We start from the raw sequence: 24,941 nt of genomic DNA, 5'->3' as shown, positions 1-24,941 counted from the left end.
ATCAGAATCTCCTCTCCATTTCTTTTGCTTCATCCCACAATTTGTCCATTTCCTCAAGTGACATTGCGGTCAATTCAAGTCCCTTTGCTGCCGCTTCTTTCTCAATATAAGCAAAGCGTCTGCGGAATTTGTCATTTGTCATGGCGAGCGCTTCCTCAGGCTCAATTTTATAGTATCGGCCGATATTGACCAATGCAAATAAAACATCGCCGAATTCAGCTTTTAAGCTGATTTCATCTGCTGATTCGGCGGAAGCCTCTGCAGAAAATTCCTTCAGCTCTTCATTTACTTTATCCCATATATCCTGAACGTCATCCCAGTCAAAGCCGGTTTTTGCGGCTTTTTTCTGAAGCTTGGCCGCTTTTGCAAGAGAAGGAAGTGTTTTCGGCACGGCATCCAGCAATGAAGTGGATGTTGTTTGCTTTTCCGCCTTTTTGATTTCTTCCCAGTTGGCGACGACATCATGTTCATCCTGAACCTTAACATCCTTAAACACGTGCGGGTGCCGTCTGACCATCTTCGCACTGATGTCTCTGATGACATCATCAATTGAGAAATACCCCTCGTCTTCTCCGATCTGGGCGTGCAGCATAACCTGAAGCATGACGTCCCCGAGTTCTTCTATCATGTGATCCGTGTCCTCTTCGTCAATGGCCTCAAGCAGTTCGTAGCATTCCTCAATCATATACTTCTTTAATGACTGGTGTGTCTGCTTTTGATCCCACGGACAGCCGTTCGGCCCGCGAAGCTCGCGAATAATACTTCGGAATGCAGAAAATTCCTGGTAAAGGAGTTCTTCTTTTTTAATCGGCGGAACATACACGCTTGTTAAGTTATTTATTTCTACATTGCGGTCAAGCTCAAACAAAGGCACCTTGGTCATCTTTTCTCCCTTGCTTCCGGCTGCCGTGACGATGACCACTTCATAGTCGTCAGGCAATTTCTCCATGAGTGTCAGTTTTACCTCAGAGGCCGTCATTTGGTCATAAACCTGGCAAATGATCAGGTGATGGCGGAGTTCGAGCTCATCCGGCGTCATTGTTTGCGCATCCGTAAATTGAAACCCTTCAATCGGATCAATTCGCAATGCATTAAAAGTGGCATCCAAAAAGCTTTGCCCTCCGGCAGTATGAACAGCTACCTGTTGTTCTTCCCGGCGTTCAAATAACAGCTGAACGGTTTTCTCAGCGACAAACGGATGCCCGGGCACAGCGTAGACGACATCCTCTTGCTTCGCTTTTTCAAACAGAATGTCCGCGATCTCTTCATAGACCGCTTCAAACTGATCATGTTTTTCATAAATATCATCAAAATACCGGATGTCCGCTTCCGTCTCTTGCTCTAATTCCGGAATCAAAGGGTGGTCTTTCGTTCTTATATATAAATGCTTCGCCTGAGTCAGCAGCTTATGTACGCCCACTGTCAACTGATCCATGTCTCCGGCGCCGAGGCCGACGACCGTAATGTTACCTGCCATGTTTTTCTCTCCTCTTTTTCAATTTGCTTAAAGCACTGCCGAAAGGAAGGCCGCTCAGCTCTTCGTCCGTGAAAATCTTCATTCTTATCATACAATAAATAAACAATAGCCCTCCGATGACTGACGCAGACAGACTCTCACATACAGCTCCGGCCCTGCTGGCGGGAACAAATAACTGCCATAGCTTCATATATACGAGCAGAAAGAAGACCATCAGCAGACTGCACCAGCACAGATGGGCAATCACGCCGCCGATATTCGTCAGCCAGCCCTTCGACCAAATTCTCCGGAGATTCAGACACGCAACTGCGGCAAATGCCAAGACGGTCGCCAGTGCCGCTCCTGTAATACCCCAACCGGGGACCAGCCAAACATTCAGCACCCATTTCAGCGCCCCTCCCGCCAAAACGGATACGGCGGGGAAAACGGTATGTCCCGCTCCTTGCAGAATCGCGGCTGCTGTAAGCGCAATCGAGGCAAAAAAGATAGATAAGCTGAATATTTGTAAGGTCTGCGTCCCCTCACTGTTTTGGAAAAGCATGATATTCACCGGCTCTAAAATGCAAAAAAGCCCGGCTGATGCACCGATCCCTACCGCAAGGCAGAGCTTGACGGCTGATGTCGCTTTCTCTTTTATGATAAACGGCTTATTCTCATGCACCGCTTTTGAAATTGAAGGAACCAATGACGCGGCGATACTGACGGCAAACACGGTTCCCAGCTGAAGGAGCGGCTGTCCGCGGTCATATATGCCTTTCAGCTGTTTCGCGGCATGGCTCTCCGTCCCGTCTGAAAGCAGTGAATATAAGTTTAAGGCGTCTACAAGCTGAATCAAAAGCATGAGTACACTGCTGATACAGATGGTGACTGAATAAAGCAGCAGCTTTTTTACAATGACGGCCGTTGCGATATGTCCGCCGTCTTTCTTTGTTTCTTCCCGCTTATACCAGAAAACAGCCAATACACAAAGGGCTGCCAAGCTTCCGGCAATTGATCCCGAGGCCGCCCCCGCACCAGCGGCGTATAATGAACGGCCGCTTTTCAAAAGCCAGAAGGATAAACCGAGAAGCACCGCCACGCGAAGAAGCTGTTCCGTAATCTGGGATAAGGCTGACGGCATCATATCATGCACACCTTGGAAATACCCCCGGAAAACCGCCGTAAACGGAAACAGCATGAAAGCGAACGCCGCGACCCTTATCAGCATCACAAGGCGGGCGTCACCCATAAAACCGGCCAACGGCGCCGCACCGGCATACATGAGCGCAAACAGAACAAGTCCGGCCGCCGTGACATAAAGGGCGGAAATTTTCATTATTTTTTGTTTATGATCGCTATAATCGTTCATTAATTTTGAGATGATAACCGGAAAACCGGATGTTGACAGCATGACCGCGATCCCTAAAAACGGATACACCTGCTGATAAATGTAAAATCCGACGTCACCGACAATATTCTGAAAAGGAACCCTGTACACGGCGCTTAATATCTTCGTCACGATACCCGCAACGACGAGCACAAAAGCACCTTTCCATGCCGATTGCCGCTTGGCGCCAACTGAATCGTTCATCCAAAAGCTCCTTCCAGCCGCTAGAAAATTACGTCTATAAAACGAGCTTATTATATCACAATCCTAACGGCCGAACCGATAGAGAGCACATATGAATATGAAAAAGAACAGCACTTGTATAAGAGCTGCTCTTTCTCCGTTTTCTTATTTCAATAATGGTAATAAGACCTACTGCTCCATTTGTCTCGCCAAAAAACTGGCTGCCGTTTCTACCGCTTTATGTTCTACTTCTCCAAGTGCCTGTTCCTTGGAAAAGATGACCACGGCACCGATAGGATCGCCATTTGCCACGATCGGAGCTATTGTATAGGAGCTCATATCTTCATCAATGTCATTAACAAGCTGCGCGGACTTCACGTCGTTTTCTACCACTGAGCTGCGCTGATCCATCGTTTTTTCGAGCAAATCGCTGATGGCTTTGTTCAGAAATTCTTTTTTCGAACTGCCTGAAACGGCAATATACGCGTCACGGTCGCAAATCAAGACGGAATGGCCGAGACTGTCATACAAAGCATCTGCATATTCCTTCGCAAAATCGCCAAGCTCACTGATAGGAGAATACTTTTTCAATATAACTTCTCCGTCGCGGTCAACGAATATTTCAAGCGGGTCTCCTTCCCTGATTCGCAGTGTTCTCCGAATTTCTTTAGGAATGACGACCCGTCCTAGATCATCAATACGACGTACGATACCTGTAGCTTTCATCTCTCTGGTGCCTCTCTTTCATGTGATGATATTTAAGGGAAAGTACTAAAGCTCTTTACTTTATGTAGCTTCCGCCACTCGCTTGAAATTAGTATCCGTCACATCAAATGTAATATACACCAGAGAGTAACAATTTTTATGAAGACGCGATTGTTTCTTTCTTCACATCCTGAAGGCCTTTCAGCATGCCGAGCACGGTTTCCAGCCACTCTTCCGTTTTGCGGCCTTTCGTCTGTACTGAGATTTTCAGCTTTTTCCCTTCCATTCCCAGTCCGATCTGCCGGCCGTATTTATTGCCGAGTTCGAACAATTTCTGGCCGTCAATCTGTGCGCTGGCCTCTTCAGAAATGGTAAATCTGATCGCGTCTTTATCCTGCTTGATGAGTTCGACGCGTTCATATTTTCCGTATACCTTCATCTCAGCAACCGTAAACAGCCATTCAACCTCTTTAGGGTAGCTGCCGAACCTGTCGATGATTTCATCTTGAAGCTCATTTTTCTCCTCAATTGTGGCGATTGACCTGAACCGTTTGTACATGTCGATTTTTTGCTTGCCGTCTTGTATATAGTTTTCAGGAATATACGCGTCAAGCTCGATATCGATTTCTGTCTCAAACTGTTCGCTTTTCGGAATATCGCCTTTCCGCTCTTCAATCGCTTCCTTGAGCATTTGCGAGTACAGGTCAAAACCGACTGAGTCGATAAAGCCGTGCTGCTGGGCGCCGAGAAGGTTCCCCGCTCCCCTGATCGTCAAGTCACGCATGGCGATTTTAAAGCCTGATCCCAGCTCGGTAAATTCTTTAATCGCCTGCAGCCGTTTTTCCGCCACCTCAGTGAGCACTTTGTCTCTGCGGTACGTAAAATACGCATAAGCGACGCGGTTGGAACGGCCGACCCGTCCTCTCAGCTGATACAGCTGAGACAGCCCCATTTTGTCTCCGTCGAACACAATCAAGGTGTTGACATTTGGTATATCTACGCCTGTCTCAATAATGGTCGTGCTGACAAGGACGTCTGATTCCCCTTCCAGAAAATTGAGCATGACGCTTTCCAATTCATTTTCAGTCATTTTTCCGTGGGCATATGCCACTTTCGCATCGGGAACAAGCATGGAAATTTCATCAGCCTTCCGCTCGATGTCATCCACGCGGTTGTACAAGAAATATACCTGTCCTCCGCGCGCCAGTTCTCTTTCGATGGCTTCCCGCACAAGCGCGCCGTTGTATTCCACGACATATGTCTGAACAGGGAAACGGTTTTCCGGCGGCGTTTCAATAACAGATAAGTCCCGCACACCGAGCATGGACATATGAAGCGTACGCGGTATCGGCGTCGCTGTAAGAGTCAGCACATCGACATTGGCTTTGATCTGTTTGATTTTTTCCTTATGCGTTACGCCGAAGCGCTGCTCTTCATCAATGATGAGCAAGCCGAGATCTTTATAGACGACGTCTTTAGATAAGAGCCTGTGGGTTCCGATTACGATGTCTACCGTTCCGTTCTTCAGGCCTTTAATCGTTTCATTGGATTCTTTTCTCGTTCTGAATCGGCTGAGAAGACCGATGTTAATCGGATAGTCCTGGAAACGCTCCATAATGGTTTCATAATGCTGCTGTGCGAGTATTGTCGTCGGCACAAGAAGCGCGACCTGCTTTCCGTCTGCGATCGCTTTAAAGGCCGCTCGGATGGCTACCTCCGTCTTCCCGTAACCCACATCACCGCAAAGCAAACGGTCCATCGGGCGCTCTCTTTCCATATCCTTTTTAATCTCCTGAATGGAACGGAGCTGGTCCTCTGTTTCCTGATAAGGGAAAGCAGATTCGAACTGCCGCTGCATTTCATGATCGGGCGAGAACGCATAGCCCTTGCTTGCTTCCCGTTCCGCATAAAGCTTAATCAGATCATCGGCAATATCCTGAACGGAGTTTTCAACTTTTTTCTTCACCCGTTTCCATTCACTGCCGCCCAGTTTATAAAGCTTCGGTTCTTTTCCTTCAGAGCCGACGTACTTCTGCACCTGGTCGATTTGTTCTACAGGGACGTACAGCTTATCGCTGCCCTGATAATGAATGTTGAGGTAATCTTTATGAATGCCTTTGATTTCTAGTGTTTCGATCCCCAAATACTTACCGATCCCGTGGTTGACGTGGACGACATAGTCGCCGACCTGAAGCTCGGAATAGCTTTTGATCCGTTCGGCATTTGTCAGCTTCTGCTTTCTCGGCTTTTTCTTGATTCGGTTTTTGAACAGCTCTTCCTCCGTAATGACGGCCAGCTTCATCAGCGGCAGTTCAAAACCGGATTGCAGCTCGCCTTCCATGACATAGACCTGTCCTTGCACAAGCGCTTTGGAGCTGTCCGTTTTTGCGGCTTCAATTTCGTAATCAGCCAGCACGGATGCCAATCTGTCGGTTCTGTCCTTATTTGCGCCTAAAAAGACAACGGTGAAGTTTGATTTCTTAAAGCGCTCCATTTCACCTGCGAGCACATTCATCTGCCCGTGAAAACTCTGCATCTGCCGGCTTGTCACATTCACGATATTCTGAGGGCTTGTATGCTGAACATGACGCAAAAATAATGAATAATAAATAGCCGGGCGCCGCTTTTCGCTCATAAGCTCCTGAAAGCTGAAGGATAAATGAATGTCATGCAGAATTTTCCCTTCCTCGAGCAGACTTGTCATAAATTCGGCCTCTTCTTTTTGCAGCTGATCCTCCATTTCATGAATGCGGCTGACCTCGTCTAACAGTAACAACGTGTCTGCCGGTGTATAATCTAGCAAACTAGCAGGTTTTTCGTAAAAGTACGAGAGATACTTCACAAGTTCCTGATCAGTCTGTCCCGTTGATAACCGTTCTTTATCATGTGAGATATTGATATGAAGCATTTCCTTTTGTTTGTCCTGCTTCAGCTTTTTCAGACTGTCGGCAAGCCCTTTATCGAGCCTTTCCATCGCCCGGGCTTTTTCTTCCGCCCTGATGATCAATTCCTTCGCCGGTCCGATCGCCACATGTTTGAGCGTCTCAATTGATCTCTGGTCATCAGAATTGAAGCTTCTGATGGAATCGACCTCCGTATCAAACAGTTCAATTCGCACCGGATGCTCCGACGTCAGCGGATAAATGTCGATAATTCCGCCGCGAATACTGAATTCACCGGGTGCAGAAACCATATCGGAACGCTCATACCCCACCTCTACAAGGCGCGCGGACAGCTGATCCGGTTCTATTTCGTCTCCGAGTGAAATGACGAGCTGGCTGCTTTTCCACAGCTCCTTCGGCGGAAGCATTCTTCTCACTGCCGCAACGGGCGCCACAACGACCGGCGCTTCTCCGTTTGTTAATCTATTAATGACATCAAGCCGCTGAGCGCGCAGTTCAGGGCTCGCTACCGCAATTTCTGAAGAAATCAATTCATTCACGGGGTATAAAAAAACAGATTGATCCCCGAGAAGCGCCGTCAGATCTTCCGTCACTTTTTGGGCCTGATATAAATTATGGGTGATAAAGAAAATCGGCCTTTTCGTTTCCTGTGCAAGGGCGGAGGTAAAAACAGAACGCGCGGAACCTGACAGACCCGCAAGCAGCTGTTCCTTCAGCCCCTCATGTAAACCGTTGACAATGGATTTAAAATCATCGCTTTCTTTAATAAAGGTTTGAATGTTGTCCATATGGGCCCTCCTCTCTATTTTCTGCAAGAACAGAAAAACGCTTTGGTCTAGAATCTACACCAAAGCTTCTTATTGAATAAATGTGTTGTGTTCATGGTAGTGCGGATTGCGCTCCAGCGCCTCTTGGCAGTCTTCACAAATTGTAAGAACATGGACATCTCCATTGTCTTTATATGAAATCATATCGTTTCTTTCCTCATTTGTTAAGTGCTGAAATCCAAGTGACTGTGTCGGCACCGTCGAATATTCCAGGCTCCCTACCTTAAAGCCGCAGTGGCGGCAGAAATAATGCAAAGCCATACGTTGGACCTCCTGATGTGAAAAAATCATTTTTCCCTAGTATGGTCTCCCATTATTTATCTTATACATTTGCATTAAATTCGTTCATGACTTCTAAAAATGGTTTCGTTAAGGAAGCTTCGCAGGCTTTTACGGTTTTTGAGACGGCATCATTGATATGCGGCGCTTCTTCCTTCGTAAAAGCTCCCAGTACATAGTCAACGACTTTCATTCCGTTGACGGGGCGGCCGATTCCGATTCTGACCCGGTCAAATTCAGGGGTTCCGAGGTGCTGTATAAGCGATTTAATTCCGTTATGTCCGCCTGCGCTCCCCTTCGTCCGAAGTCTGATTTTTCCCGTCGGAAGATCAAGGTCATCGTATATGACTTTCAGATCTTCATGATCGGCATCATAATAATCCAGTAGCGGCCGCAAACATTCCCCTGATAAATTCATATATGTAAGCGGTTTAACAAGTAGAACTTTTTTTCCGGAAACAAACCCCATTCCGTAAAGTCCGTTGAATTTCGTTTTATTCAGTTCAATATTCCATTCTTTAGAAAGCTCGTCAATGGCCATAAAGCCGACATTATGTCTCGTGTTCTCATAGGTTTTCCCGGGGTTACCGAGACCGGCAATCACAAGCATCGTAAATCCTCCCTCAACATCGCTGTAATTCTTCTCATTCTAGCACAAAAGACGTAACCTCGGGCGGGTTACGTCTTAAAGCGCTTATTGATTTTCTCCTTCGGGCTCTTCCCCAGGAGACGGTTCTGCATCTTCTTCGAATGCTTCCTGCTTAGGAGGAAGGATGGAAGCCACGACTTCTTCCGGATCGTTTGTAAATGTATAATTGCCGTCAGCAGTCAGATCTGCGATGGTCAGCACATCATTCATCTCAAGTCCTGAAATATCAACATTGATTGTCTGAGGGATGTCCTTCGGCTTAGCCTTGATCGAAAGCTCATGCAGCGGCTGCTGAATGACGCCTCCGTCTTTGACTCCCTTCGCCTCTCCCGTCAGCTGAATCGGCACCTCGGCCTCCAGCTCCTCACTCATATTCACGACTTGAAAATCGGCGTGCGTCAATTCGTTTTTGAGCGGGTCTGTCTGAAGATCCGTCACCATAACCGATTGCTGATTTCCGTTGACATCAATTGTGATAATCGTGTTTTTTCCTTCGTCCCGCAATGTTTTAAGCAATTCGACACTGTCTAAAGAGACAGGCGTATTCGTTGTTTCTTTACCGTATATAATCCCTGGAACATGTCCTGAATGACGGATTTTCCGAAGCGTCGAACGTTTAAAATCTGTTCTTTCATTTGCTTTTAAAGTTGCCATATTCAGCACCATCCTAATTATCGTTTTATCGTCCTATTAGAACAATACCCACAATAACTGGGATTTAAACCTTAAAGTTTCGGTTTAGCTGAATAAATAGCTGACAGATTGTTTCTCGTGAACGCGGATAATCGCTTCAGCCAGAAGCGGTCCGACAGAAAGCTGCTTAAAGCGGTCGATTTTTTTCTCATCAGGAAGCTTAATGCTGTTCGTTACGACAAGCTCCTTGATTTTAGAGTTATTGATCCGCTCAACGGCAGGGCCTGACAGTACAGGGTGCGTACAGCATGCATACACTTCTGCAGCTCCGTTTTCAACCAGCGCGTTAGCGGCAAGTGTGATTGTGCCGGCCGTATCAATAATATCATCGATCAGAATCGCTGTTTTTCCTTCCACGTTACCGACGATGTTCATCACTTCTACCTCATTCGGTCTAGGACGGCGTTTGTCGATAATCGCGATCGGCGCTTTCAGACGGTCCGCAAGTTTGCGGGCGCGCGTCACACCGCCGTGGTCAGGAGAAACAATGACGATATCTTTCAAGTCTTTACCTTCAAAGTAATGGCCTAAAATCGGAACACCCATTAAGTGGTCAATCGGAATATCAAAGAAACCTTGAATTTGCGGCGCGTGTAAATCAAGCGCGATCACGCGTGTCGCACCCGCTGTTTCAAGCAGGTTTGCAAAAAGTTTTGCCGTAATCGGTTCACGTGATCTTGCTTTTCTGTCCTGGCGCGCATAACCGTAGTACGGAATGACAATGTTGATTGTTTTCGCGGAAGCGCGCTTTAAAGCGTCAACCATAATCAGCAATTCCATAATGTGCTCATTAACCGGCGCACTTGTAGACTGAATGATATAGCAATCACAGCCGCGAATACTTTCTTCTATGTTGATCTGGACCTCTCCGTCACTGAATCTTGTAACAGAGCACTTTCCTAATTGAACCCCTACATTATCCGCGATTTCTTTTGCAAGTTCTGGATTTGAATTCAAAGAAAAAATCTTTAAATTCTTATCTCCGTATTCGTTAGACATGGTAAACCTCCGATTTTAGGATTATTTTTTATGAATATTTTTCACATAATCTTCTTTATTTACTTGTCTTGCTCTGGCAATGGCAAGCGCTTCGCCCGGCACATCTTCAGTTACGGTTGAACCCGCAGCGACGTACGCGCCTTCTCCTACTGTAACAGGAGCGACCAGATTGGAGTTGCAGCCAATAAAGGCGCCGTCTTCAATTTTGGTTAAATACTTTTTCTTCCCATCATAATTGACCGTGATGGAGCCGCAGCCCAGATTCACATCCGTGCCCACTTCGGCATCACCGATATAGCTTAAATGAGATGCTTTGCTTCGGTCGCCGAATTGTGTTTTCTTGATTTCAACAAAGTTTCCGATCTTCACTTCATTGCCGATTGCGGAATCGGGTCTGATGTGAGCAAAAGGACCGATATTTACATCATTCCCAACTTTGCTGCGATTGACAACGGATTGTTTAATCACAGTGCGGCTGCCGATTGAGCTGTCCTCTATCTCAGTGTGAGGGCCGATGACACATTCGTCGCCGATTTCAGCTTGTCCCTTTAACACAGTTCCGGGATAAATAACTGTATCTTGTCCGATACGTGCGTCAGGTGAGATGTACGTATTCATCGGATCGATTAAAGTGACTCCGTTCTGCATATGCCGTTTGTTAATACGCTCTTTCATATACATTTCAGCCTGAGAAAGAGCGACTCTATCATTCACTCCGAGCGTCTCTTGGAAGTTACCAGTCTGGTAAGCGGCAACAGTTTCGCCTTCGTCTTTGAGGATTTCGATCACATCCGGCAGATAATACTCGCCTTGGGCATTTTCATTCGAAACCTGTTCGATGACACGAAAAAGAGCCTCGTTATCAAAACAGTACGTTCCCGTGTTAATTTCTTTCACAAGACGTTCTTGCTCCGAAGCATCCTTGTGCTCCACGATTTTTTGAACGGCGCCGTCTTCACTGCGGATGATTCTTCCGTATCCGGCGGGATCGTCGGCAACGGCCGTTAACACCGTGGCTTTTGCACCTTTGTCTGTATGTTCATTCAGCATGGCTTCCATCGTCTCCGCCGTCAGAAGCGGTGTATCGCCGCAAATAACGATCGTGACACCCTTTTCTCCGTGAAGAAATGGTTTTGCCTGTTTGACCGCATGAGCCGTACCGAGCTGTTCTGCTTGGAGAGCGTAATCGCTTTTCTGTCCGAGCTGCTTCTTCACATCTTCGGCGCCGTGTCCTACGATGGTGACAAGCTTCGCTAAAGATAATTTCAGAGCTTCGTCTGCGACGTGCTCTACCATAGGCTTTCCGCATACCGGATGAAGGACCTTGTAAAGCTTCGATTTCATTCTCGTTCCTTTTCCGGCAGCTAAAATCACTGCAAACCGCTTATCCATTTAATGGCCTCCAATATCCCTTTTATCCATAGAAAAATATATCCTAAATAGCTGTTGATTTCAAGAAGACATCAAAAAGTGCAAGAATTTTCTATGTAATCGCTTTATTACTGAAAAATCAGATTTAAAAAAGGACTGCCGGAAAAGGCCTTGTGTCAGCCTTTATCAGCAGTCCTTACATTTTGTTATGTTTAAGAAGCCCCGGCTTCTTCATATTCTAATGCTTCAGAATCACCCAAACGATGATACTCATTTAAAACAGCATCCTGGATCTTGCCCCGCGTGCTGGAATTAATAGGATGAGCAATATCGCGGAATTCTCCATCAGGGGTGCGTTTACTCGGCATCGCAACGAAAAGACCATTGTTTCCATCAATCACACGAATATCATGTACGACAAATTCGTGATCCAGCGTGATGGATGCAATCGCTCTCATGCGACCATCGGTATTCACGCGGCGTAATCTTACGTCAGTAACTTCCACAGTAGTTCACCACCTTTTCCCTATATAAAAGCATTAGTCTAACAATTCCACGATTCTTTTTAAATTCCTGCACGTTTCAAAAAGTTTTTTTGAAAATATAGGATATACATACACAATTAGGTGATAAACCATATTTGGGGATCATATACTGCATAAAAAAAAGTGATCCCGGAGACCGGAACCACTTTTCTGAGATTTAAGATTTCACCAGCGCAATGACTTCAATTTCCACGAGAGCGTCTTTCGGCAGTCTCGCCACTTCCACACAAGACCTTGCCGGCTTATGTACATCAAAGTATTGTCCGTACACTTCATTCACTTCCGCAAACTGCTCCATATCAGCAATAAATACCGTTGCTTTGACAACCGTCTCGAGAGAAGCGCCCGCTTCTTTCAGCACAGCTTTTAAATTGCTGAACACCTGGTGCGTTTGTTCTGTGATATCACCGTTTACCATTTCTCCTTCAGCAGTAAGAGGAATCTGGCCTGAGCTGTAAAACATGTTGTTTACGATGATTCCCTGTGAATATGGCCCGATCGCTGCCGGCGCGTGTTTTGTATGGATTGCTTTTGTCATTTTTCTGTCTCCCCATTCTTTAAATGCTGTTCTTTAAAAAATCGCAGAAAATTGCCGTTTTGAATCTCAATCGTTTTGTCTTTCATATTGATGGTTGAAAGCGTGAGCAGTGACATGTATTCATCGACAAGCCGTTCATTCACTCCCTCGGCTTCAACCAAGACACCTATTCCCGCGACGTTTGCATTAAACTCATCAAGCAAACTGATCATGCCGTTAATGGTGCCGCCGGCTTTCATAAAGTCGTCAATAATCAAAACGTTCGAACCCGTAGCCAAACTTCTTTTCGCAAGCGACATCGTTTGAATGCGGTTAGATGACCCTGATACATAATTGATGCTCACCGTGGAGCCTTCCGTCACTTTATTGTCCTTTCGCACGATGACAACCGGAACGTTCAGATAACTGGCCGCTGCGTAAGCAAGAGGGATTCCTTTTGTCGCAACGGTCATCACCACATCAATCTCCCGCTCCGCAAAAACGGAAGCAAAAAGCCTGCCTACATGAGAGAGGACAGATGGTTTTCCTAAGATATCCGTTAAATATACATAACCGCCCGGAAGGATACGCTCAGGATTTACTAAAGACTGTCCCAGCTCCTGTATAAACGCTTCTGCTTCAGCCTGTTTCACTTTCGGAATGTATTTGACGCCTCCGGCAGCTCCCGGCACTGTAAGCAGCGTCCCAATGCCTTGCTGTTCAAAGGTCTGTTTAATAATCGTTAAATCTTCACTGATTGATGACTTTGCTGATTGATACCGTTCTGAGAAAAACGTTAACGGTATTAATTCATGCGGATGGGTTAACAAATAATTTGTTAAGTCCACCAATCTGCCGCTGCGACGAAACTTCATGAACTTACCCCCAAAATCCGAATAATTTAAAAATAATATAACTTAACATACGGATTTAATCAAGAGCATTCTGTTCGCCGATCATCCGCACCGCGTACACTTGATCACAGAAACCTCTTAACCCGTTATAAATCCGCTGCACCTTCGATTCGTATTGAACCAAACCGAATACAGTCGGTCCGCTTCCGCTCATTAACACCGCATCAGCGCCGAAGCGTTTCATTTGATTTTTAATCATCGCCACCTCAGGATGGAGGCTGAGCGTAACCGACTCCAATACGTTTCCTAATTGTCCGCATACCTTTTGGAAGCTTTTTTCTTCAATCGCGTCAATCATCGCCTGCACATCAGGATGCCGAACCTGCTGTAAGTTCAGCCGGCGGTACACTTCGGCAGTCGATACCCCGATCGTCGGTTTGGCAAGCACGACCCAGCAATGAGGCGGAGCACTGATGTGCCTGATCTTCTCACCGCGTCCGGTTGCCAGGGCAGTGCCCCCGTATACACAGAAGGACACGTCTGAACCGATTTCAGCTCCAAGCTCCGCGAGCTCTTCGGCAGAAAGCTTTAAATCCCAAAGCCTGTTCAGCCCTCTGAGCGTGGCTGCCGCATCGCTGCTTCCGCCGGCAAGCCCTGCCGCTACAGGGATCACTTTTGTAATCATAATGGAAACGCCTTTTTTGACTTGAAACCGTTCTTTAAGCAGTTTGGCTGCCTGATAAGCCAGATTCCTTTGATCATCCGGAACAAAGCGATTATGCGACGCCACTCTGATAACGTTTTCGGGCAGTTCTGTCAGTTCAATCCGATCTGCCAAATCAATTGTCGTCATGATCATCTCCACTTCGTGATAACCATCCGGGCGTTTACTCGTCACATCGAGGGACAGATTGATTTTGGCCGGCGCTTTTTCTAAAATACGCATAGCTTTCACCTACTTCTCCATCTAAACATAAGTATGAACATTGTATCACATTTGGAGACCCGGAGGTACTTATCCGAAATTGACGCCTGTTTTGACAGCCGATAGAAAAAACCGGGGAACGGATTGTCCCCCGGGCCACTGCATTATCGGTTATTTTGGTTCTGAGCCGCCATCTGCTGTTCGGCAATCTCAATCGCGCGTTTTACCATATTCCCGGCGTCACGCGCCCGAATGCCTCCCCAGCCCTCGTTTTTCACCGTATCGTAAAAACCAAGGTCCTTCGCCAGCTCATATTTGAACTCATCTGACATAACTCCACGACGTCTGCCCAAACGAAACAACCCCTTTTATAGAATTGATCACCATTCGTGCACGCCACGATAAAACATGTGACACTTATAGCTTCCGTTTAATCGGCTGAAACTTTCGAGGGAATAATTAGAAGAGCTTTAGAAGGCAAAACAAAAAGCAGTAAACAAAAGGTTCACTGCCCATTAAAATGCTACTGAGCTTGCCGCATCGTCATTGAATGTCAATTCAACAGTCTCAGTCAGAATATCAGCATAACTGTATGAAACTCTTTCAAACGAATTCTCGTCTTGATCTAGTTGTATCACAAAAACAGAAGGGTACGTCTCAGCTAAAATGCCCGAACGCTCAATCGTTTTTCGGCGGCCGCCGTTTGCTTTTAACGTAAGCCGTTTACCTAAATTCCCATCAAGCGATCTTTTTATATCGGACAACGTCTTCGCCATTGCATCCACCTCACTACATTTATTGTACAACAAGAGCCCAATTTTGTCAAATAAAATTTAAATTATATCAACGTTAATAAGTCATTGTCAACAAAATTATTTTGACAAAATTCTATTGATTTCTGCGTTATTTTTCACAAGTTCCGGAAATTTATGTATCAATTTGTAAAATAATTAACCCGCATAGCGAAATATATGCGGGTTTTATCACTCATCCATTTGATTTATACGGCATACCGACACGCAGCACACCCTTCGTTTCAATTCCTCCCAGCCCTTTCTCTCTCGTCAGCGTATTTCTCAGGACATCCCATACATTGATCCGCTCCATAAACGGAGTGAAGCTGATTTTCGCGACAATATATACCGGGTCAAGCGCGTGGATATTGACGCGTGACGGAGAACTTGCGAAATTCGCGCCTGCTCTGATTAAAGACTCGAAATGAGATTGGCAGGCCCCCGCGAATATAACCAGCTGATCCAAATGAGGGACTTTACGCCTCGCTTTTTGAACGGTTTCGACAAAGTGCTTGGAATGCCTGTAGGCGCTTAAATCGTTCACGCCTCCCTTATGCTTGGAATATGCATCATGGCCGGTGATGACTAAAATATCCGGCCTGTATTTATCAAGCAGCTCGTCAATTGATGCCGGCATTTTTTTCTCATGGCAATGAATTCCGTATACCGGCACACCGATTTTTTCATAAAAGTTCAGGCACTTTTTCAAATAGGCCTCATCGCCGTCCAGATGCAATACCTTTCCGGGCATATGAAAGTAGTGCTCCTGATGCTGATATTGATTTGTCGCATAATATTCCTGTTTTTCCCGAAGCAGCTTATAATCCTGGCGGAGCAGCTCGAGAGATTCATTCATCCTGCTTTCATCTCTTTTCTTTCTCATGGCCTGTTCGTCTTTTCTGACAGGCTCCAAATCAGAAAAATCAGCATCCGCAATCAATCTGACTTCGTCACCATGCAGGATGGCAATTGAATTTCCGTTGCTTGTTTGCTCTATACCGATAATGCGAAATAAAACATCCATTTGATAGGATTTCCTGGCTACCATATCTCCTATTTGAAATTGCACGTTACCCACTCCACAAATAGACTAAGCCTCATCATGAAAGAAGTCTTGGCAAATACACCTCTTTCCGCTGCGGCGCTTGATGTTTCAAGCTTTTCTTGCAGTTGAATGAATAAGGTTCTCCTCTAGCCTATGTAGCGGCAGTCCAAGTGGTGACGCAAAACAAAAAGCCCTCTTAGAAAAGGGCTTTATGCAATCCGTTGGACAGGAGCGCGAATTCTTCTATGGACAGGGATTCACCGCGCCGCTTTCCGTCAATATTCGTTTCTTGAAGAACTTCTTCAATTTGAGCTTTTTTCTCTTTTCCGCCCGGAAGATTGTTCACAAGGTTGTTAAGCAAGGTTTTCCGGCGCTGTGCGAAGCTTGCTTTAATCAGCTGGAAGAAAAACGGTTCATTATCGACGTCAACCGCCGGGCCGTCACGAAGCAAGAGACGGATGACGGCAGAATCGACATTAGGCTGAGGCACAAACACCGTTTTCGGGACGGTCATGACGGTTTTGGCCTCCGTATAGAACTGAACCGCAATGGAAAGCGATCCGTACTCCTTAGAGGAAGGATCAGCGGCCATCCGCTCAGCGACCTCTTTTTGCAGCATCACGACAATCCCTTTTAACGGAAGATGTTCTTCCAAGAGCTTCATGATGATCGGCGTCGTCACATAATATGGGAGATTCGCCGTCACCATAATTTCATCACAATCCTGAAAATGCTCTTCAATGACAGATTTAACGTCTGCTTTCAGCACATCTTGATGAATGATCGTTACATTGTCATATGGAGACAGCGTATCATTGAGAATGGGCAGCAGGCGCTGATCAATTTCAAACGCGACGACCTTTTTCGCCCGTTTGGCAAGCTGCTCTGTCAGCGCGCCGATTCCGGGCCCGATTTCAATGACTCCGGTCCGATCCGTAATTTCCGCATGGTCCACAATTCTGTCCAATATATTTGTATCAATTAAGAAATTCTGTCCCAGACTCTTTTTAAAAGAGAAACCGTACTTTTTCAGAATTTCCTTCGTTCTGATAGGTGTCGCGATATCTTTATTGTTCATCCTGTTCCTCCTGCCTCATAGCATCGAGCGCATCAATAAAATCACTTCTTTTGATTTGAAACATTTGCAGCCGTTTTTGAAGCTGCTTGCCGTTTGTATAGCCGATCTTCAGCAGGTCGCCCAATCGTTCGCGGCGTCTTTTGGCAGCCGGTCCGCCGATCAGACCGGCCTGTATGACATCTTCAGCTGAAATCTCACTCGGCTTTGCCTCCATCTCTTCATGCACATTTTCCAGACATGCTCTGATGCTTTCAATGGATGCGTGCTCAACGCCAATGCCGCGCTTGTTTTTCGGTTTGGCAAGATGTTTGGGCAGAAATGCGTGTTTACAGCCGGGTACTGCTTCAGAAATGGTTTTCCGGATCTTTTCCCCCGGAAAATCCGGGTCCGTCAGCACGATGACCCCTCTCGTTTCCTGCGCCAGCCGAATCTGTCTGATGACTTCGTCTCCGATTGCGGAACCGTTTGTCTCGATCGTATCCGCATCAACGGCAAGTTTTATGCGCGCAGTGTCATCGCGTCCCTCGACTACAATAATTTCTTTAATTTTCATTACTTCCTCCAAAAAAACTTTTTATATCCAAAACGAAACCTTTGCTTACATGTCACGTCTAATATACTGAAAATACACTTTACCTATTATAACGAAAAAAACAGAGGGCGCAAAACCCTCTGAGTGAATCGGAATTAATTTAAGATTTTTATTTTGACCTGTTTCTTTCCCCAGCGGTAAGCTGAAGATTTTTCAGGGAAAAAGACATCAATCCGTCTTCCTTTAATGGCTGAGCCTGTATCAGCGGCCACGGCATCCCCGTATCCGTCTACGTGGACTCTTGTGCCGAGCGGAATGACGCTTGGGTCTACCGCAATGACTTTGGCATTCGGATTGCTTGTCAGGTTAACGCCTGTAGCCGTATGGCCGGAACAGCCGCTGCAGCTTGCGGTATAAGCCGTGGAAGACACGGTAATCACTTTACCGGAAGATCCGGTTTCGCCAGAAGATGCCTTCACAGGTGCACTGAGCTGCTCAATCTTGGGACTGTGCCGCTTTGTGCCGACCGCAATGATTTGATCTTTGCTTTTTTCAGATGTTTCTTCTTTAACAAGCTTTCTTGAAACTTCTTTTCCATTTTCTTTGACAACATGAAAATGCTTTTTAAGTTTGCCTTCTTTTCCTTTTTGAACGATCTTTTCTTTCCCGCTGTCGAGAGACGCATCTTCTTTTTCTTTCACTTGATACGCTATTTTTTCCTCAACTACATCGGTGACTTTTTCGATACGAGTGATTTGTATGCCGGCCTGATTTTTTGTGAGCTTTTCGTGTAATGCCGGTTTTACTTTATCTTCGTCTTTCATGTCCATCTTATGCTGCGTTAAAAAGTCAGCGACCGTAGTCGAAGTCGTCCATATTTTCTTTTTCTTTCCCGCATCATTTACAGTGACCTGAAAAGCCGGGTCGACCGTGACTTTCATGCCGTTGGTCACTTTCGTATCTGCTGCTGGATCTATTTTATCGTGCTGATTCACAGGTGTATGCTGTTCGTTCAGAAATGCGCCGACTGTTTTTGCCGTTGACCATAAAGTCTTTTCTTCTCCGCCTCTTGTCACACGGATCTGCTTTGCAGCTTCATACACGACATTCATGTTGTCTGCCAATGCTGTCTGCTTAGACGGGGTAATCCGGTCTTCATTTCTCGTCTCTATATGTAAATCTTCCAGAAGTTCCCCAACCGTTTTTGCATGAGTGCGTATTTGCTTTTTCTTGCCGTTGATAGAAACAGAAACTGATTGTTTTGAGAGCTCATGTGCCCCGTATGCAGTCCCGGTTCCGCCCAGCAGAATAATAGCTGCAATAAGAATAACCTTGCTTTTACCAAGCTTTACGGAAAACAGTTTTTTCATTTTTTGTGTGATGAAAAACGCCTCCTTCTCCTCGGAGAGATTATATAGAGTATCTAAAATGCTGTCAACCCTCCCATCTCGAAGATGAAAAACCTTCAGCGTATCCCTCATTATGCAAAAACAAAGCAAAAAAAGGAAGAGAGACATATCGACAACCTATCTTATGAAGAGAAGGAAGCTTGTAGAACCGTTTTACATATACACTGAATCGGACAAGCCTTTACACGTTACGACAGCGCATTCTGTCAGTTTATGCGGAAAAGTCTTTTTGCGTTTTCGGTTGTAATTGAGGCAATTTCTTCATATGTCAGCCCTTTTAATTCAGCGAGCTGTTCAGCAACATATTTTACGTAGCTTGGCTCATTTCGTTTACCGCGGAAAGGATGCGGTGTCAGGAAAGGACAGTCAGTTTCAATCAGCAAACGGTCATTCGGAATTTCCTTTGCTACTTCTTTTGGTTTCTTCGCATTTTTGAAGGTAACCGGTCCGCCGAATGAAATATAAAAATTCATATCCATACACTGCCGCGCAACCTCCGCGCTCCCCGTAAAGCAGTGCATAATACCGCCGACTTCTTCCGCCCCCTCTTCTTTCAAAATCGTGACAACATCTTCCGTTGCATCACGATTATGAATGATAATTGGAAGGTTCACTTCTTTGGCGAGAGCGATTTGTTTCCGGAATACTTCTTTCTGAACGTCTTTTGGTGATTTATCCCAATGATAATCAAGGCCCATCTCTCCGATTGCCACGACTTTTTCGTGAGAGGACAGTCCCTTAATCCATGATAAATCTTCCTCTGTCATGTCAATTGCGTCTACCGGATGCCAGCCGATCGCAGCGTATATAAAGTCATATTCCTCAATCAGCTCCATCGCACGCGTGATAGTGGGTTTGTCGAATCCGACAACGACGATCCGTTCAACTTTTTCAGCCTTTGCACGCGCAATGACTTCCTCTAAGTCTGTGTCAAATTGCTCGGCATTTAAGTGCGCATGTGTATCAAAAAGCATCATAAAAACTCCTTTCTTGTTGAAAAACAAAAGGTGTTCGACGGAATGTTACACGTGAAACACCTTTTGCATCTATTATTTAAGTCGAGTGCCTTTCGGTAATGACTGGTCGACAGCTACAACTTTAAGTACGCCGTCCGATTCTCCTGCCAGTATCATTCCTTGAGAAAGCTCGCCTCTCAGTTTTACCGGTTTTAGATTCGTTACACAAATGATCTTCATTCCCACAAGCTGATCCGGTGTGTAATGCTTCGCGATACCTGATACAACTTGGCGCTGTTCAAAGCCCAGATCAATTTGCAATTTCAGCAGCCGATCTGCTTTTTTCACCGGCTCTGCGGACAAGACTTCTGCGACGCGAAGTTCTGTATCCATAAATTGATCAAACGTAATTTCAGGAAGACGCTCTGCTTCTTGCGGCTCTTCCGCCTTTTCTTCTTTAGCAGGAGCAGTTCCTTGCATTTTTTGCTTGATGTAAGCTACTTCCTCTTCAGCTTCAAGACGAGGGAAAAGCGGTTCCCCTTTTTTCACTTTCGCGTTCTTCAATTGGCCGAATGTCTGAATGCTGTCCCATGCTTTAAGAGACTGATCCTCAACTCCGAGCTGGGCAAACATTTTTTCAGGCGTTTGTGTCAAGAAAGGCTGGAGCAATACGGCTGAGATACGTAAAGATTCAGCTAAATGATACATGACAGAACGTAATTCTTTTTCTTTTTCCTGATCTTTAGCAAGCACCCACGGAGCAGTTTCATCAATATATTTGTTCGTACGGCTGATTAATTGCCATAGCGTTGATAAAGCGACTGAAAACTCCATGTTTTCCATTGCCTTTTCATAAGCTTTAACCGTTTCACCGGCTACAGAAGAAAGCTCTGAATCAAAGTCGGTCACATTTCCTTCATATGAACCAATCTCGCCGTCAAAATATTTTTGGATCATTGCGACTGTACGATTCAGAAGGTTTCCTAAGTCGTTCGCCAAGTCATAATTAATCCGTTCTACGAAACCTTCCGGCGTAAAGACACCGTCTGAACCGAACGGTACTTCGCGAAGCAGGTAATAGCGAAGTTCATCCAAGCCGTAGCGTTCAATTAACGTTACCGGATCAACGACATTTCCTTTTGATTTCGACATTTTTCCGTCTTTCATCAATAACCAGCCATGCGCGAAGACTTGCTTAGGCAGCGGGAGATCAAGCGCCATCAGCATAATCGGCCAGTAAATGGTATGAAAACGGACAATTTCTTTACCGACAAGGTGGACGTCAGCCGGCCAGTACTTTTTGTAAAGCTCATCATTTTCCGTATCGTAACCGAGCGCTGTAATATAGTTGAACAGTGCGTCAATCCATACATACACGACATGCTTCGGATTTCCCGGCACTTTTACGCCCCAGTCGAACGTCGTTCTGGAAACGGCCAAATCTTCAAGCCCCGGTTTAATGAAGTTGTTAATCATTTCATTTTTGCGTGATTCAGGCTGGATGAAAGAAGGATTTTCCTCATAAAACTTCAGCAGGCGGTCTGCGTATTTGCTCATGCGGAAGAAGTATGACTCCTCTTTGATTAATTCGACCGGATGGCCGCTGTCCGGGCTTTTTCCGCCGACAACCTCACCCTTCTCATTTCTTTCCACATCCACCAGCTGTGTTTCCGTATAGAATGTTTCATCAGGGATGCTGTACCAGCCCTCATACTCATCCAGGTAAATGTCACCATTATCAAGAAGTTTTTGAAACACTTTCTCGATAATTTCTTTGTGCCGGCTTTCCGTCGTCCGGATGAAATCATCGTGAGAAATGTCGAGCTGCTTCCATAGTTTTTGGATTTCAGCAACTGCACGATCCACATAAGCTTGAGGCGTGATATTCTCTTCCTCCGCTTTCTGCTGGATTTTCTGTCCGTGCTCATCCGTTCCGGTTAAGTAGCGTACGTCAAATCCTTTTAATCTTTTGTAACGCGCCATCGCATCGCCGGCCACGGTAGTATAAGCATGGCCGATATGTAATTTTCCGCTCGGATAATATATCGGGGTTGTAATATAAAAAGTATTATTGTCTTGCGGCATGTTGCAACCTCCCATTCAGAATGTCGAAAAGCTCACGCCCAAAGGACGAGAGCGGTTTTATTTGATATACAATATTGATATTTGTCCTCTATCTATGATACCATCTTAGCCTTTAAGATCAAGGATATATACGTACTGCGCGTAAAAGAGTAAATAAAATTAAAAATTTTTATTGAAATTAAAAAAAGTCTTAACATGTCGAAATTTGTCGTATATAATCTACTAATATAAAACATCTTGGTTCGAAAGTCTTGATTTAAAAGGATTTTCAGTAGGATAATAGGTTCGAAAAAGCAGTCAAAAAGCCTGTTATTTCAGGATTTCCAAGGCTTTACTTACTATAAGAACTAATTCTTACAATCAATAGTAAACAAAAAGATTGACGATTATTGGAAACCTTGTTATGCTAGGAATGTAAGGAATTTTGTCGAATAATGACGAAGAAAAATATAAACTACAAAATAATTATCTCTCGGGAGGAGACTGTTAATGAAATCTACTGGTATCGTACGTAAAGTTGATGAACTTGGACGCGTCGTTATCCCTATCGAACTTCGCCGTACACTGGGCATCGCAGAAAAAGACGCTCTTGAAATTTATGTTGATGATGAAAAAATCATCCTTAAAAAATATAAACCAAACATGACTTGCCAAGTAACTGGTGAAGTTTCTGATGATAACCTTAAACTTGCCGGCGGCAAATTGGTACTCAGCAAAGAAGGCGCTGAGCAAATCATCTCTGAAATTCAAAACCAGCTTCAAAACCAAAAATAAGCTATTTCATACAAAAACCGTTCTTGTTACGATACAAGAACGGTTTTTTTTATGATTGAATGTGATAAGCGTCATAAACCGCGCGTTTCGGAACGCCCCGATCTACCGCTGTTTGTTTTATGGCCTGTTTGGAAGATGCTCCTTCGTTTATGTAATACTCCACATGCTCTTTCTCAGAAAGCTCCGTCCACCAAGGCTTTTCGTCTTCATCCGGTTCAGCGCCTTGATTGCCTTCGACAACGAGACAGAACTCACCGCGGATTTGATCTTCATTTGCCCATTCCATCACCTCGGCGATGGTTCCTCTGATGAATTCCTCGTACTTTTTCGTTAATTCTCTCGTGACGGCGATGGTTCGATTACCCAAAACGTCATGCATTGCTGTTAATGTTTCTTTTAATCTGTGCGGCGCTTCGTAAAATATCATCGTTTCCTGCCGTTTTTTCAGGATTTCAAGTTCTTTCTTCTTTTCTTTTTTCTGTCTGTTTAAAAATCCGTAGAAGAAAAACGGCTGCGGGGTGATGCCTGATGCGGTCAGCGCGGTTAATGCCGCATTAGCACCCGGGAGCGGAACGACATATCCGCCGATTTGGGTGAAATCTCTCACAATCTCAGCCCCCGGGTCGGAAATTGTCGGCATGCCGGCATCACTGACCAATGCCACATTCTTTCCGCTTTTCAGCCATTCAATGATTTTATGGCCGCTGCTTTCTTTATTATGTTCATGATAGCTGATGAGAGATGTTTCTATATCATAAACATGGCACAGCTTTTTCGTCTGTCTCGTATCTTCGGCAGCTATGACATCGGCCGATTTCAGCGTCTCTACTGCACGAAAGGTCATGTCCTCCAAATTGCCGATCGGTGTAGGAACAAGGTACAGAGTTCCCATTTCAGATTTTCCGTTAAAACTCATCTGGCGTCTTAACATATACAGCCTCCTTGCTGCGTCGTTTTTCTTCTATATATTGCTCTTTTTTCTTTCGGGTCAGCTGTTTAAAACGGTATTCCGCCTGCATCGCTTCCCGTTTTGTTTCAAATGATTCCGCATGGCATAACGAAACCGGCCTTCTCGCCCTTGTATATTTCGCGCCCTTTCCCTCATTGTGGGTTTTCAGCCGTTTTTGCAGATCATTTGTATAACCGGCATACAGACTGTTGTCATTGCACAGCAGCACATAAAAGAAATGACTATTTGTCTCCATATAAAATCGTGCGGATCTCTTTCGTATATTCATTTTGTTCATTGTATACGAACAGCGGGGGAAGAATTTTGAGATCAGGGCGGCCGCCTTTAATTCCTTCAACCAAAATGGTATTCGCTTCTTTACCTTGTTTCGGATAAATAAACTGAACCCGTTTCGGTTCTATTCGGTACGCTTTCATTAATTCAAAGATTTCCAAAAGCCTCCCCGGCCGATGAACGAGAGCCGCTTTTCCGCCTTGCTTCAGCAGTTTGCTGCTGACGGAAATCACATCTTCAAGCGTGCAAAGGATTTCGTGCCTTGCGATTCTGAGATGCTCGTTCAGGTTCTGCTCCGCCTCTTTCGGTGTTTTAAAATAAGGCGGATTGCAGGTGACAACATCATATTTATTATGTCCGAGTCTTTCCGGCATATTTTTCAGATCATCATGAATGAGACTGATCTGACCGCCCAGCCCGTTGTATTCCACGCTTCGGAGCGCCATATCATACAAGCGTTCCTGAATTTCAACCCCGGTGATATCGGCTTTTGACCTTGTGCTGAGCAAAAGCGGCACAATGCCGTTCCCCGTGCATAAATCAACGATGTTCCCCTTTTGAATCGGAACGTATGCAAACTTAGACAGCAGCACGGCATCTAATGAAAAAGCGAAAACCGTCGGACTCTGTACTATTTTCATATCCTCTGCTAATAAGTAATCCAATCTTTCATCATCACGTAATGAAACCATAATCTTATTCCTTTCGGCACTCTTTGAAAAAGGCTTCCGA

Annotated in this window: 25 protein-coding genes; 1 reads left to right on the top strand and 24 read right to left on the bottom strand. The window is 45.3% G+C overall.

What is annotated here, in order from left to right:
- Position 1 precedes the first annotated feature (1 nt).
- The 21 genes from mazG to metG all read right to left on the bottom strand — a co-directional run bounded on the left by mazG (position 2) and on the right by metG (position 22,192).
- Positions 2–1,477, bottom strand: coding sequence for a nucleoside triphosphate pyrophosphohydrolase (gene mazG, locus JNUCC21_RS00355; RefSeq protein ID WP_072588720.1), 1,476 nt, complete (start codon positions 1,475–1,477; stop codon positions 2–4).
- Positions 1,467–3,047 carry a polysaccharide biosynthesis protein gene (locus tag JNUCC21_RS00350; RefSeq protein WP_052826964.1) on the bottom strand — a complete coding sequence of 527 codons (1,581 nt, stop codon included), beginning with the start codon at positions 3,045–3,047 and terminating at the stop codon, positions 1,467–1,469. The genes mazG and JNUCC21_RS00350 overlap by 11 nt, the downstream gene beginning before the upstream one ends.
- Before the next feature lie 168 nt (positions 3,048–3,215).
- Positions 3,216–3,752: a stage V sporulation protein T gene (gene spoVT / locus JNUCC21_RS00345; protein ID WP_004264646.1), complete on the bottom strand. Its 537-nt coding sequence runs from the start codon at positions 3,750–3,752 to the stop codon at positions 3,216–3,218.
- A gap of 136 nt (positions 3,753–3,888) precedes the next feature.
- Positions 3,889–7,422, bottom strand: a complete 3,534-nt coding sequence (mfd, locus tag JNUCC21_RS00340; RefSeq protein ID WP_007409931.1) for a transcription-repair coupling factor — start codon at positions 7,420–7,422, stop codon at positions 3,889–3,891.
- A gap of 69 nt (positions 7,423–7,491) precedes the next feature.
- Positions 7,492–7,722, bottom strand: a complete 231-nt coding sequence (locus tag JNUCC21_RS00335) for an anti-sigma-F factor Fin family protein (protein ID WP_004264650.1) — start codon at positions 7,720–7,722, stop codon at positions 7,492–7,494.
- A gap of 61 nt (positions 7,723–7,783) precedes the next feature.
- Positions 7,784–8,350: an aminoacyl-tRNA hydrolase gene (gene pth / locus JNUCC21_RS00330; protein ID WP_004264652.1), complete on the bottom strand. Its 567-nt coding sequence runs from the start codon at positions 8,348–8,350 to the stop codon at positions 7,784–7,786.
- A gap of 84 nt (positions 8,351–8,434) precedes the next feature.
- Positions 8,435–9,043: a 50S ribosomal protein L25/general stress protein Ctc gene (locus tag JNUCC21_RS00325; RefSeq protein WP_029326252.1), complete on the bottom strand. Its 609-nt coding sequence runs from the start codon at positions 9,041–9,043 to the stop codon at positions 8,435–8,437.
- 84 nt (positions 9,044–9,127) lie between these two features.
- Positions 9,128–10,081 (bottom strand): ribose-phosphate diphosphokinase, encoded by a 954-nt coding sequence (locus JNUCC21_RS00320; protein WP_004264656.1) that lies wholly within the window; start codon positions 10,079–10,081, stop codon positions 9,128–9,130.
- 21 nt (positions 10,082–10,102) lie between these two features.
- Complete coding sequence (gene glmU / locus JNUCC21_RS00315) at positions 10,103–11,473, bottom strand: bifunctional UDP-N-acetylglucosamine diphosphorylase/glucosamine-1-phosphate N-acetyltransferase GlmU (protein ID WP_004264658.1); 1,371 nt, start codon at positions 11,471–11,473, stop codon at positions 10,103–10,105.
- Between the two features lie 191 nt (positions 11,474–11,664).
- The gene (spoVG, locus tag JNUCC21_RS00310) at positions 11,665–11,958 is read right to left on the bottom strand and encodes a septation regulator SpoVG (RefSeq protein WP_004264660.1); all 294 of its coding nucleotides are present in this window, start codon (positions 11,956–11,958) and stop codon (positions 11,665–11,667) included.
- Positions 11,959–12,154: 196 nt separating this feature from the next.
- Positions 12,155–12,535 (bottom strand): 2-iminobutanoate/2-iminopropanoate deaminase, encoded by a 381-nt coding sequence (gene ridA, locus JNUCC21_RS00305; RefSeq protein WP_004264663.1) that lies wholly within the window; start codon positions 12,533–12,535, stop codon positions 12,155–12,157.
- Entirely contained in the window at positions 12,532–13,389 is an 858-nt protein-coding gene (purR, locus tag JNUCC21_RS00300) for a pur operon repressor (RefSeq protein WP_004264666.1), read from the bottom strand. Before purR ends, ridA begins: the two co-directional genes overlap by 4 nt.
- Before the next feature lie 55 nt (positions 13,390–13,444).
- The gene (gene ispE / locus JNUCC21_RS00295; protein ID WP_015239024.1) at positions 13,445–14,314 is read right to left on the bottom strand and encodes a 4-(cytidine 5'-diphospho)-2-C-methyl-D-erythritol kinase; all 870 of its coding nucleotides are present in this window, start codon (positions 14,312–14,314) and stop codon (positions 13,445–13,447) included.
- A gap of 143 nt (positions 14,315–14,457) precedes the next feature.
- On the bottom strand, positions 14,458–14,646 hold the full coding sequence (locus tag JNUCC21_RS00290; RefSeq protein WP_011996172.1) for a small, acid-soluble spore protein, alpha/beta type: 189 nt from the start codon (positions 14,644–14,646) through the stop codon (positions 14,458–14,460).
- Positions 14,647–14,808: 162 nt separating this feature from the next.
- On the bottom strand, positions 14,809–15,069 hold the full coding sequence (gene veg, locus JNUCC21_RS00285) for a biofilm formation stimulator Veg (protein ID WP_003218330.1): 261 nt from the start codon (positions 15,067–15,069) through the stop codon (positions 14,809–14,811).
- Positions 15,070–15,280: 211 nt separating this feature from the next.
- A complete protein-coding gene (yabG, locus tag JNUCC21_RS00280) occupies positions 15,281–16,156 on the bottom strand; it encodes a sporulation peptidase YabG (protein WP_025284083.1) in 876 nt (291 codons plus the stop codon).
- A 172-nt stretch (positions 16,157–16,328) separates the two neighbouring features.
- Entirely contained in the window at positions 16,329–17,210 is an 882-nt protein-coding gene (gene rsmA, locus JNUCC21_RS00275) for a 16S rRNA (adenine(1518)-N(6)/adenine(1519)-N(6))-dimethyltransferase RsmA (protein WP_015239023.1), read from the bottom strand.
- Entirely contained in the window at positions 17,200–17,763 is a 564-nt protein-coding gene (rnmV, locus tag JNUCC21_RS00270; protein ID WP_004264696.1) for a ribonuclease M5, read from the bottom strand. Before rnmV ends, rsmA begins: the two co-directional genes overlap by 11 nt.
- Positions 17,764–17,897: 134 nt before the next feature.
- Entirely contained in the window at positions 17,898–19,223 is a 1,326-nt protein-coding gene (locus tag JNUCC21_RS00265; protein ID WP_023356663.1) for a G5 and 3D domain-containing protein, read from the bottom strand.
- A gap of 134 nt (positions 19,224–19,357) precedes the next feature.
- Positions 19,358–20,125: a TatD family hydrolase gene (locus tag JNUCC21_RS00260; RefSeq protein WP_015239022.1), complete on the bottom strand. Its 768-nt coding sequence runs from the start codon at positions 20,123–20,125 to the stop codon at positions 19,358–19,360.
- Positions 20,126–20,200: 75 nt separating this feature from the next.
- A complete protein-coding gene (gene metG / locus JNUCC21_RS00255) occupies positions 20,201–22,192 on the bottom strand; it encodes a methionine--tRNA ligase (protein WP_150940959.1) in 1,992 nt (663 codons plus the stop codon).
- 483 nt (positions 22,193–22,675) lie between these two features.
- On the opposite strand from metG, the gene abrB reads away from it, so the two are divergent.
- Positions 22,676–22,966 (top strand): transition state genes transcriptional regulator AbrB, encoded by a 291-nt coding sequence (gene abrB, locus JNUCC21_RS00250; protein ID WP_169510469.1) that lies wholly within the window; start codon positions 22,676–22,678, stop codon positions 22,964–22,966.
- 49 nt (positions 22,967–23,015) lie between these two features.
- Here abrB and rsmI read toward each other — a convergent pair whose 3' ends face one another.
- Genes rsmI through JNUCC21_RS00235 form a run of 3 tightly spaced genes read right to left on the bottom strand, consistent with a single transcriptional unit; the run spans position 23,016 to position 24,901 of the window.
- Entirely contained in the window at positions 23,016–23,897 is an 882-nt protein-coding gene (gene rsmI, locus JNUCC21_RS00245; RefSeq protein ID WP_041481995.1) for a 16S rRNA (cytidine(1402)-2'-O)-methyltransferase, read from the bottom strand.
- The gene (locus JNUCC21_RS00240; protein WP_007409921.1) at positions 23,872–24,171 is read right to left on the bottom strand and encodes a GIY-YIG nuclease family protein; all 300 of its coding nucleotides are present in this window, start codon (positions 24,169–24,171) and stop codon (positions 23,872–23,874) included. Before JNUCC21_RS00240 ends, rsmI begins: the two co-directional genes overlap by 26 nt.
- The gene (locus JNUCC21_RS00235) at positions 24,158–24,901 is read right to left on the bottom strand and encodes a tRNA1(Val) (adenine(37)-N6)-methyltransferase (RefSeq protein ID WP_004264717.1); all 744 of its coding nucleotides are present in this window, start codon (positions 24,899–24,901) and stop codon (positions 24,158–24,160) included. The genes JNUCC21_RS00240 and JNUCC21_RS00235 overlap by 14 nt, the downstream gene beginning before the upstream one ends.
- Between the last annotated feature and the right edge of the window lie 40 nt (positions 24,902–24,941).

Origin of the sequence: Bacillus sp. JNUCC-21, assembly GCF_041222765.1 — a bacterium.
Classification (GTDB): Bacteria; Bacillota; Bacilli; order Bacillales; family Bacillaceae; genus Bacillus; species Bacillus velezensis.
Note: the sequence above shows the minus strand (reverse complement) of the source record. Positions and strands in the feature narration are given on the sequence as shown.